Genomic DNA, 10,097 nt, shown 5'->3' on the forward strand with positions numbered 1-10,097 from the left:
CGGGTGCTCCTTGGCTGGTATGTCGTGTTCTTGTCTGTCCCTTGGTTGTTCTTCGTTACGCTCGTCCTCGGGACGCTTCTTGCGTTTATGTGTGCCCTAGTCGTCTTCTCACGCGTGTTTCGGGTTTTGCTCGCCGTGCTCACGTTTGGAATGGTCTCGAACCTCGTGTTTTTCGGGGTGGTCGTCTGGCTTACCGGTGGAGACGCAATCGGGGCCGTCTCGGCGCTCGTCCCCTATAATCTGAAGATGGCGAGCATCTCCCTCGCGAGCGTCGCTGTCTTCACCACGATGAGTCCCTCGCGATTGAGCAAAGCGTTACTGAGCTTCGGGATTCCTCGCCGATTCACGTTCTCACTCGCGTACGGATACCGGATGTTACCGGTTCTACTCGAAGAATACCGGGATATCGTCCACGCGATTCGGCTCCGAAGCAGCGGTCCCGAGACGGATGGCCTTCTTCGCTGGCGTCATTGGTTCCACCTGCTGAAGATCGGGGTTCGCGCGTTCTACCCGCTGATATTCGACGTCGCCAAACGGAGTCGCGTGACAGTCGAGGCGATGGAAACGCGCGGTTTTTCGCAGTCACTCGGCAACCCCGACAGTCGTCGCCTTCGTCTCGCGACGCTCAACACATCAGTACGTGACTGGTCGTTCATCGGCCTCTCTGTCGTCTTCCTCGTGTTTCTGTTTTGGCTCCGGACGACGACGTTCTTCCCGGCCGTACGATGAACGACATCCTGCAGGCTAGAATCACGTGGTTCGCGCTTTCACCACGAGCGCTCACTCGTTTCACTCACGAGTGCGGGGAGAGAAATGACATCTCAGACACCACCGACGAGTAAGGTGTGACAGCGCTACTGCATCGATTCGAGAGTAAACTCAACCTCGAACGAGAGCGTCGATTCTGGCCCACCACGGGTCTCATAGTAGTCTAAGGAGTCGGTAAGACGGTATCTCCCCGGGTGAGGCGGCACCGTGTACTCGGGGTGACGAGTTGTTTCACTCGGGAGCACTTCGTAGCGACGAGTAATGCGCTCACATGGCTGCAATTTCGTAATCTTACCAATGCTACACACGGCGAGTCCTCGCTCAGAGAAGTTGACACAGCCTTCCTCCTCGTACTCTCGCCAGAGGAGGAATCGACCTTCGTCTTCGGTGGCGTCCCCGTATACCATCCCAAACGGTGGCACAGTCCCCGAGAACACGCGTTGCGTCGTTTGACTCGTGTTGGTCAGCGTGAGTGCAATCGCTCCGGGGCTGTCTTTCGAGACGGTGTCGTCTACAATCGCGGCGTTGAACTCTAAGGCGGGCGGTCGGTCTGGATGGGTTCGATGCAGGGTTAGCCCGACATGCGTGTACGTCTCGTCCTCCGAGACACCGGTAAAGAAGTCCACGCGTCCGACCGTATCGGCCAGCCCATCGGGAAGCGTGTTCGAGCGCCACTCACCCGTCCGAATGGCGGTCTCGATTGCACTCCGAACCTTTTCATCGTCAATCTCGGAGATATCCTTCACTACTTGTTCTTCGCCCGTACGCTCTTCTTCTTCCGTAACCGCATCGCTGGAGTAGAACGCCGACGGTTCGAGGATATACTTGGCAGACGGCCGGTCGATGTCTGTCGACTCCGTGAGGTCGGTCAGTGTGTATTCCGCATCTGTTTCGGTCTCGCCTGTTGATTCTGTGGAAGGCGTTTCAGTCTCCTTGTCACACGTCGCTGTGGGGTGCGCCGTAGTGGTTGTCGAGTTTGGCGTCTCGGTGGCCACTGAAGAGGCTGTTGTGCTATTCGCTCGCGGAGGCGACACTCCGAGACATCCTGCTGGGAGGGCACCAATACCGGCGAGGAGGGCGCGACGGTGCATATGCACTCACTGTCATCTGCTACCAAGTGTTTTCTGCTATCTGAATACATACACGTTTTGTGGAGCCTCTCGCGCGCCTACGCGAAGACATCCTCGTAATCGTTACGAATGAAGTACCGAACCCAGTTACCGTAGGTCCGGTCGGCCGGGTGGTCGGCGACCTGTTCGTACTGGACGATGCCGTCTTCGTCGACGACGTAGGTGCCGGAAATACCTGTCACGCCGTGGCTGGTCTCTTCGATGCCGCTGTACTGTGCTGCGACCTCGCCATCGGGGTCCGCAGCGAGCTGGAAATCGAAGTCGAAGCGGTCCCGCATCTCCCTCACATCGCCGAGGTCACTCGTGATGACCGGAAGTATGTCGACACCGTCGTTGAACCAGAGGTCGTAGGAAACTTGGCTGAACGTCTGGAGTTGTTCGGTGCAGAACGAACACCAGTAACCACGGTTAATGAGGACGACTGTCGGTCCACTTTCCAGCGTCTCGGAGAGGGTAATTTCGTCGCCAGCGGTGCGTTCGAGCGTGAAGTCTGGGGCGTCGCTTCCTTGGAGACTCATTACCCGATTCGACGACCTGCCCGAACCTATAGGCATGGCGGTCGGACAGTCCGGGCGCAAAATCACTTGTACGCACCCGCTTCGCTGCATTCAAGTAGAATTTCACCAATACAAACCTAGTGGCAGTTACGTTCGACCTCTTCGGCACGCTCGTCGACGCCGAATATCCAGTAGACCCGGGGACTGCCGTCGCTGACGCTCTTCGCGAGTACGGTGTTGCGGTTCCCGATGACTGGGACGACGCCTACCGTGAGGTCCACATCGACGCCCCCGAGGGTGCAGAGGTCCCGCTTCCGGCCCACGTCGCGGCAGCACTCCGTTCGCGAGGTGTCGAGTCGCCGGACAACGCCGCCCGCCGCGCAGTTATCACTGCGTTCGACCCCGAGGTGACGACACGCCCCGGTGCGGTTAAGGCGGTTTCGGCTGCCCGCGAGGCCGGTCCCGTCGGCCTCCTCTCGAACTGTTCGGTTCCCGAACTCGTCGCACGGACGCTCATCCGGTCTGACCTCGACCGACGCGGGTTCGACAGCATCACCACGAGTGTCGCCTGCGGCTGGCGAAAACCGAACGAGCAGGCGTTCGAGGCGGCCGCTCGCGGTCTCGACGTCGACGCATCCGAGTTGGTTCACGTCGGCGACGACCCCGACGCCGACGGCGGTGTCGAAGCAGTCGGCGGTCGGTTCGTGAACCTCGAAGCGACGACGCTCGATGCGCTCGCAACACGGTTACGTGCCGGGGAGGACCCGTGCCCGTGACAGCCACGGTCGCCGTCGCTATCGCTGCTGGACTGGATCGACTCCTCGCCGAACCACCGGCCCGGATTCATCCCGTCGCGCTGTTCGGAAACGTCGTTGCACCCCTCGACCGCGAGTGGGAACATCCCACCAGAGTCGGCGCGCTCGCTGCGCTCGTTCTCCCAGCACTCGCTGCGGGAGTGGTCTCGGGCGCGACGTGGGGTGCATCGCTCGCATCGCCGTGGGCCGGCGCAGTCGTCGCCGCGCTCGCCCTCTTTTCGACGACCAGTCTTCGGATGCTGCTCGACGCAGCGGAGACCGTCGTGTCGGCGACGGCGACCGCAACCGACCTCGATACCGCCCGCGGTGAGCTTCGTGCCCTCGCCGGACGCGACCCGGCATCGCTCTCTGCTGGCGAGATTCGAAGCGCCGCCGTCGAGAGCGCGGCCGAAAACCTCGCCGACGGACTGGTCGCCCCGCTGCTCGCGTTTACGCTCGTCGTCCCGTTTTCGCTCCCGCTCGCGGTTGGGGCGGCAGCGTGGGTGAAGGGCGTCAACACGCTTGATTCGATGCTCGGGTACCGACACAAGCCAGTCGGTCGCGTTCCGGCGCGTCTCGATGACGCGGTAATGTGGCTTCCGGCGCGTCTCTCGGCCGTCTTACTCGCCATCGGCGCTGGTTCGCCCGGCGCGCTTTCGCGGGTCAGCCCGCTCGCTCGTCGTCCGGCCTCGCCCAACTCGGGGTGGCCCATGGCGACGCTCGCAGTCCTCCTCGAAACGCGATTAGAAAAGCCCGGACACTACCTGCTCGACGCTGGCGCTGACTTCCCGGACACGGCGACTGCGGCACGAGGGATTCGCCTCGTCGCCCGTGCCGGACTCATCGCGTTCGTTCTCGCGGGGGTGGTTGCGTGGTTCTGACCGCAGTCCGCGGCGGGCTTGGCTTCCTCACGCGACTTCCCGGCGGTGATGGCGAAGCCGAGTGGGACTCCTTCAGGCGGTCTCCGGTCGCGTTCCCGCTTGTCGGCTACATCGTCGGCGGACTCGCCGCAGTTCCGTTCGTGCTTTCGGTTCCGGTTCCGACGGCGGCCGCGCTGTACCTCGTCACACTGTATCTCGTGACCGGCGTCACCCACGCCGATGGGCTCGCAGACCTCGGCGATGCCGCCGTGGTCCACGGAGATGCTGAGCGCCGTCTTTCGGTCCTGAAAGACTCGCAAACGGGTGTCGGCGGCCTGCTCGCGCTCGGATTGACGCTCGTCGTCCTCGGTCTCGGCGCGCTCGGACTCGCCGGTTTGGGTGGACGTCTCGCATTCACCCCAGCCGTCGCAATCGCCGTCGCCGCCGAAGTCGGCGCGAAGACCGGAATGGCGACCTTGGTCTGTCTCGGCGAACCTGCGCACGAGGGCTTGGGATCCGCACTCGTCGGTGAGAACGGACAATCTGGCCTTTTTGCCGTCGCTGTTGCGTGTCTTCCGGTGGCCGCGCTGGCACTGTTAGCGGGTGGGCTGGGAGTTATCGCAGCCCTCGTCTGCGGCCCTGTGGTCGCACTCGCCCTTCGCTCGTGGGGCCGCACAAAACTCGGCGGCGTCTCGGGCGACCTGCTTGGCGCGACGAACGAACTCGCTCGCGCCGCGGCGATTCACGTAGGGGTGGTGGCATGGACGCTCTTTTGATGTGCGGTGGCCGCGGTACGCGCCTCGACGCAGCGGTCGAAAAGCCCCTCGTCGATATCTGCGGCCGGCCCATGCTCGACCGCATCGCCGAGGCGCTCCAGCGCTCCCGCGTCGAGACCGTCCACGCGGTCACATCGCCGCACACGCCGAACACCCGCACGCGAGCGAGCGACCTCGGACTGCACTGTATCGATGCTCCTGGCGACGGTTACGTCTCCGACCTCGAATTCGCGCTTGAGCGCGTCTCGCGGCCGGTCGTGACCGTCGTTGCCGACCTCCCGCTGTTGCTTCCCGACCACGTCGACGCGGTCATGGAGGCCGCAGCGGGCGGGTCGTTGACAGCGTGCGTCCCCGTCGAACTGAAACAGACGCTCGGGGCCAGTCTCGACGACTCCCTCGTCTTCGACTACCGGGGAACCGCCGTCTGCCCGACTGGATTGGGCGTTATTGGGACGAAAACTGACACCACACAATCCGATTCCACAGACACTGATTCAACCATGTACCTCACATCCGACACCAAACTTGCACTCAACGTGAATCGTCCGACAGATATCGCGCTCGCGGAGGAACGATGCGAGTAATCCTCGTCGCCGGAACGACCCAGACGGCCACGATTCCCGGCATCAGCGCCGCGGGTGCGGACCCGTCGCTCGTCGGTCACACCCCGAGCGCCGACGCGGAAATCATCGAATACGGAGAGACCGTCCGCTCGCCGGTGACGCCGGTCAGTCCGACGGGCTGTCCGACACCCGCGGCTATCACTCGCGCCGTCCGCGAACTCACCGGATTCGACGTACTCACCGTCGACGCCGGTCTCGTGGAACCGACCGCCACACCGACCATCGACGTGGGTGCGCGGCCGGGCCGCGACATCCGCGAAAGCGAGCCGGTTCCGACTGCTCCCGGTGCGTTCGAGGCCGCTCGGCGGATGGGCAAGGCGCTCCCGGAAGACGAACTCGTCATCGGCGAGACCGTCCCCGGCGGGACGACGACCGCACTCGCCGTGCTCCGCGCGCTCGGCGAGACGTTCCCTGTCTCGTCGTCGCTCCCGGAGAACCCGACGAGCCTCAAGGAAGAAGTCGTCGCAGAGGCGCTCGAATCGAGCGGCATGGAACCCGGCTCAGCGGCCCACAAACCCGAACTCGCCGCGCGGTACCTCGGTGACCCCGTCCTCCCGGTCGTTGCCGGACTCACCGTCGGGGCACTCGAAGCCGACATCGACGTAACCCTCGGCGGAGGGACGCAACTCCTCTCGGCGGCCGCGCTCGTCCGACACGCCGGTGCCGACGGCGACCTGTCGCTTGCGACGACTTCCTACCTCGCAGAAGACGTACCGGAACTCGAAGCCGCGGCCGAAGCGCTCGACCTCGACGTGACCGTCACCGACCCCGGATTCGAGGCGCACCCGCTCGACCGCTACGCGGCCGGTGAGGCCAAAGAAGGAGCGGGCATGGGCGGTGCGCTCATGCTCGCCGACCGGATGGGCGTCCTCGACGATGTGGAGGCGGCGACGCTGGACGTGCTCTCGCGGTTGGACCCCGAAGCCGTCGACGCTGTCGACGGAGTCGAAGATGGAGCCTGAAGCCGTTCGAACTGCCAGTCGGGTCCCCCACGGGGGAACAACCGACTCGACCGTCTTGGACTTCAGCGCGAACACGAACCCCGAGCGACCCGACGGCGTCGATGACGTGTACGCCGACGCGCTCGATGCTTCGACCCGCTACCCCGACGACGACTACGCCGAGTTCCGAGCGGCCGCCGCCGACTACGTCGACTGTGACCCCGAGTCCGTCGTCCCGACAGCGGGTGGTCTCGAAGCGCTTCGACTCGCCTTCGAAGTCACGCTCGCAGCCGGTGATTCGGCGCTCGTCCCCGAACCGAGTTTCGGCGAGTACGACCACGAAATTCACCTGCAGGGTGCCGACCCTGTCCACGTCGCACACGACGAAATCCTCGACGCCGACCCGGGGGAACACAAGGTTGCGGTCGTCTGCACGCCGAACAACCCGACCGGTGAACTCGCCGATTCGGGTCGGCTCCGCGACTTTGCGGCCCGCTGTCGTGACGCCGGGACAGTCCTCGTCGTGGACGAAGCGTTTCTCGACTTCACCGACGCGCCGAGTCTCGCGGGCGAATCCGGCGTCATCGTCGCTCGGTCGCTGACCAAGATGTTCGGCCTGCCGGGTATCCGCGCCGGGTTCGCGGTCGCTACCGGTGACCTCGGCGAACGACTCGCCGTTGCTCGTCGGTCGTGGTCGCTGTCGACGCCTGCGGCCGCCGTCGGCGCACACTGCATGCGCGACACAGAGTTCGTCTCGCGCACCCGCGAGCGCGTCGCGACCGAGCGCGAGCGACTTCGCGAGTCGCTGTCGGAACGGTTTGCAGTGTCTCCCTCTGACGCGCCGTTTCTCCTGTTGGACGTTGGCGACCGTGATGTCGGTTCGGTCGTCGAAACCGCCCGCCAGCGTGGTGTCGCCATCCGCGACGCGACCACCTTCCCGACGCTCGACTCGCACGTTCGCGTCGCGGTGAAGCGTCCGGACGAAAACGACGAACTGCTCCGCGCGCTCGCCGATGTTTGAGACGACTCGCCGCGACGGCGTCTGCCGACTCTTCCGTCACGAGACGCGCTGGCTCTCGACGGGCTACGCCGGCGGCGAGTCTCACGGACCGGCCGCGTACAACATCACTGTTCCCGACGGCTGGCCGGAGACCGACCTCGACGCCTACATCCAGCGCCGGGTCTCGGATGCGGGGTTCGAAGAACCCGGCCCGACGCTTCTCACTGGCGTCGACCAACGACACGCTCGGCGTGCCCGGTTCGGGCCGGTCGAGGTCGTCGCCACCGCGGGCGTGTCGAACCCGGCGGAGTTGCCGACCGAGGTTGCGGGAGACGACGGCGACTACGGGTGGAACTCGCCTTCATCTCCTCCGATGTCGGGTAACTCGGTCGGCACGGTGAACGTCTTCGTCGGAACGACCCGCTCGCTGGAACCGGGCGCACTCTCGAATCTCGTTGCCGTCGCTGCCGAGGCGAAGGCGGCGACGCTACTCGCGCGGTGTAGCGCACCCGGAACGACGTCGGACGCGGTCATCGCCGCGTGCGACCCCGAAGGCGAGCCAGCGACGTTCTCGGGGAGCGCAACCGAAGTCGGTCACGCGGCGCGGGTCTGTGTCCGCGACGCGGTTCTGGCGAGTCTCGATTCACGATACGCGTCGAATTCGATGCCCCAGAGTGTCGATTCGGCAACCTATGGTGTCGTAGCCGACGACAGCGCGACGGTCTCTACTATCTGAGAACAGACGGAAAACGGCCATGCTGTCCGACAAATCGTTAGTGGTAACTAAATGAACTACTAGGAAGGCTTGAATATCGTTGGCATCTAGCAGGTAGACATGGACCCTGGTTCGATACCTGACGTGGACCCTGTGAGTCACGGTGGGACCGCAGACCACTCGCTCGTGGATTTCAGTCTCGGTTCGAACCCGGAGCGCCCGGCGGGTCTGGCGAGCATCTACGAATCGACTCTCTCTACCTCGCGGCGATATTCGATGGACGATTACTCGGAGTTTTGCGTCGCAGCGGCCGACTACGTGGGCTGTGAACCCGACCAGGTCGTTCCCGCAGCGGGCGTCATCGAGGCGCTCCGACTCGCACTCGGCGTGACAGTTTCGCCCGGTGACAGCGTCGCGATTCCAGCACCGTGTTGTGGGGAGTACGGGCGCGAAATCAAATTACAGGGAGGAAAGCCGGTTCACGTACCATACGACGAATTTCTGGACGCGGTCGACCCAGAAGAGCACGCGACGGTGATTCTCAGCCATCCCAACAACCCGATGGGGTCGGCATATCCAACTGACGAACTTCGGGCATTTATCCGCGAGTGCCAGTGGGCGAATACACCGCTTATCGTCGACGAGTCGTACCTCGGATTCACTCGTCTCCCGAGCACTGCCGGTCTCGACGGCGTCATCGCGCTCCACTCGGTGACGAACGTCTTCGGCGTGCCGTCGCTCCGTGCCGGATTCGCCGCCGCGACGGGCGAACTGCGCGACAAACTCTCTTGCGCGCGGTGTACGTGGGTACTCTCGTCGCCCGCGGTCGAAGTCGCGACGTACTGCCTCAAACAGGACGACTTTCTCGAAGTGACGCGCAACCGAGTCGAGCGCGAACGGTCCCGAATCGTCGCTGAGTTGAAGGTGCTCGGCTACGAGCCGTATCCGGCGGACAGTTCACTCATTTTGTTCCGGGCCGATGACGTAGACCATGTTCTTCACGAAACTCGACGCCGCGGGATTGCCGTTCGAGACGCACGCTGCTACCGAACCCTCGACTCCCACGTGCGGATAACCGTCCGTCGACCCCACGAAAACGACAGTCTCCTCGATGCGCTCGCCGAGGCGGTCTGAGATACGCCGCTTGCGGAACGGCGTTCGGGTCGACGGTCACCAGTTTATATACACGATGGCGGCAATCGCGAGAAGCGTCACAAACACTGCGACCGTAGACCCATCGACGACAAAAGTGTACGATTGAATGACGATTCTGACCATCGGTGATGGTATGGCAGTAGTACGCCCACCACATTAACGATTGTTACTATGTAACACATGAGTCGCCGGATGTCGTTCACTCTCGTTCCGAACACTTATGCGAAGTCACTCGGCACGTGGGTGCATGGTTGAGGCGTTCGCCGTCGCCAGTGGCAAAGGCGGCACGGGGAAGACGACGAGTACACTCGCGCTCGGGATGGCGCTCGCCGAGGACTACGACGTGACCGTCATCGATGCCGACACGGGGATGGCGAATCTCCTGTTTCACGCCGGACTCGACGATGCCGACGTGACGCTCCACGACCTCCTTATCGCCGAACGAGATGTCGCCGTCGAAGATGCTGTTTACGACCGGTTCGGGATGTCGGTCGTCCCTTGTGGAACGAGTCTTGCGGCGTTCGAAGCGGCGGACCCCGGCAGGCTTCGCGACGTGGTCGCCGAACTCGCAAGCAACACCGACGTGCTTCTTCTCGACTCGCCCGCTGCACTCGGGTCGAAGAGCGCGGTCTTGCCTATCGTCCTCGCCGACAGAATCGTCGTCGTACTCCAACCGACTGTCCCCTCACTTTCTGACGGTCTGAAGGTTCAGGAGTACGCTCACTCCTACGGGACCGACACCGCAGGTGTGGTGTTCAACCGCGTTCGACCCGACGAAAACGTCGACCGAATCGCCGAACAAGCGGGCCGGTATTTCGGCGGCCAGACGCTCGCGTCG

Annotated in this window: 12 protein-coding genes; 10 read left to right on the top strand and 2 right to left on the bottom strand. The window is 63.7% G+C overall.

The genetic code is table 11. The features are described 5' to 3' along the window. Nucleotides 1-729: energy-coupling factor transporter transmembrane component T family protein (locus QT222_RS12985; RefSeq protein ID WP_491477411.1), on the top strand; the 729-nt coding region annotated here is incomplete at its 5' end. 125 nt (nucleotides 730-854) lie between these two features. Here the strand turns inward: QT222_RS12985 and QT222_RS12990 are convergent. Next, nucleotides 855-1,763 (bottom strand): DUF8130 domain-containing protein, encoded by a 909-nt coding sequence (locus tag QT222_RS12990; protein WP_491477412.1) that lies wholly within the window; start codon nucleotides 1,761-1,763, stop codon nucleotides 855-857. Nucleotides 1,764-1,936: 173 nt separating this feature from the next. Then, nucleotides 1,937-2,416, bottom strand: coding sequence for a peroxiredoxin family protein (locus QT222_RS12995; protein WP_491477413.1), 480 nt, complete (start codon nucleotides 2,414-2,416; stop codon nucleotides 1,937-1,939). A 119-nt stretch (nucleotides 2,417-2,535) separates the two neighbouring features. On the opposite strand from QT222_RS12995, the gene QT222_RS13000 reads away from it, so the two are divergent. From QT222_RS13000 to QT222_RS13040, 9 genes are all read left to right on the top strand, one after another. Beyond that, a complete protein-coding gene (locus QT222_RS13000) occupies nucleotides 2,536-3,171 on the top strand; it encodes an HAD family hydrolase (protein WP_491477414.1) in 636 nt (211 codons plus the stop codon). Continuing rightward, on the top strand, nucleotides 3,162-4,070 hold the full coding sequence (locus QT222_RS13005) for a CobD/CbiB family cobalamin biosynthesis protein (RefSeq protein WP_004057722.1): 909 nt from the start codon (nucleotides 3,162-3,164) through the stop codon (nucleotides 4,068-4,070). The genes QT222_RS13000 and QT222_RS13005 overlap by 10 nt, the downstream gene beginning before the upstream one ends. Next, the gene (gene cobS / locus QT222_RS13010; protein WP_491477415.1) at nucleotides 4,061-4,825 is read left to right on the top strand and encodes an adenosylcobinamide-GDP ribazoletransferase; all 765 of its coding nucleotides are present in this window, start codon (nucleotides 4,061-4,063) and stop codon (nucleotides 4,823-4,825) included. Before QT222_RS13005 ends, cobS begins: the two co-directional genes overlap by 10 nt. Beyond that, a complete protein-coding gene (locus QT222_RS13015; protein WP_491477416.1) occupies nucleotides 4,810-5,409 on the top strand; it encodes an NTP transferase domain-containing protein in 600 nt (199 codons plus the stop codon). The genes cobS and QT222_RS13015 overlap by 16 nt, the downstream gene beginning before the upstream one ends. Further along, on the top strand, nucleotides 5,400-6,410 hold the full coding sequence (locus tag QT222_RS13020) for a nicotinate-nucleotide--dimethylbenzimidazole phosphoribosyltransferase (RefSeq protein ID WP_004057708.1): 1,011 nt from the start codon (nucleotides 5,400-5,402) through the stop codon (nucleotides 6,408-6,410). The genes QT222_RS13015 and QT222_RS13020 overlap by 10 nt, the downstream gene beginning before the upstream one ends. Next, nucleotides 6,400-7,410, top strand: a complete 1,011-nt coding sequence (gene cobD / locus QT222_RS13025; protein ID WP_491477417.1) for a threonine-phosphate decarboxylase CobD — start codon at nucleotides 6,400-6,402, stop codon at nucleotides 7,408-7,410. Before QT222_RS13020 ends, cobD begins: the two co-directional genes overlap by 11 nt. Beyond that, a complete protein-coding gene (locus QT222_RS13030) occupies nucleotides 7,403-8,125 on the top strand; it encodes an adenosylcobinamide amidohydrolase (protein WP_491477418.1) in 723 nt (240 codons plus the stop codon). The genes cobD and QT222_RS13030 overlap by 8 nt, the downstream gene beginning before the upstream one ends. Nucleotides 8,126-8,224: 99 nt before the next feature. Beyond that, nucleotides 8,225-9,238 carry an aminotransferase class I/II-fold pyridoxal phosphate-dependent enzyme gene (locus QT222_RS13035; RefSeq protein ID WP_491477419.1) on the top strand — a complete coding sequence of 338 codons (1,014 nt, stop codon included), beginning with the start codon at nucleotides 8,225-8,227 and terminating at the stop codon, nucleotides 9,236-9,238. Between the two features lie 268 nt (nucleotides 9,239-9,506). Beyond that, on the top strand, nucleotides 9,507-10,097 hold a 591-nt coding region (locus tag QT222_RS13040; RefSeq protein WP_491477420.1), incomplete at its 3' end, for a nucleotide-binding protein.

This window comes from Haloferax sp. s1 (assembly GCF_058382125.1).

Coding starts and splice junctions, on each gene's coding strand:
- QT222_RS12995 (WP_491477413.1), bottom strand. CDS start 2,416: ATGAGTCTCCAAGGAAGCGACGCCCCAGACTTCACGCTCGAACGCACC.
- QT222_RS13015 (WP_491477416.1), top strand. CDS start 4,810: ATGGACGCTCTTTTGATGTGCGGTGGCCGCGGTACGCGCCTCGACGCA.
- QT222_RS13020 (WP_004057708.1), top strand. CDS start 5,400: ATGCGAGTAATCCTCGTCGCCGGAACGACCCAGACGGCCACGATTCCC.
- cobD (WP_491477417.1), top strand. CDS start 6,400: ATGGAGCCTGAAGCCGTTCGAACTGCCAGTCGGGTCCCCCACGGGGGA.
- QT222_RS13030 (WP_491477418.1), top strand. CDS start 7,403: ATGTTTGAGACGACTCGCCGCGACGGCGTCTGCCGACTCTTCCGTCAC.
- QT222_RS13035 (WP_491477419.1), top strand. CDS start 8,225: ATGGACCCTGGTTCGATACCTGACGTGGACCCTGTGAGTCACGGTGGG.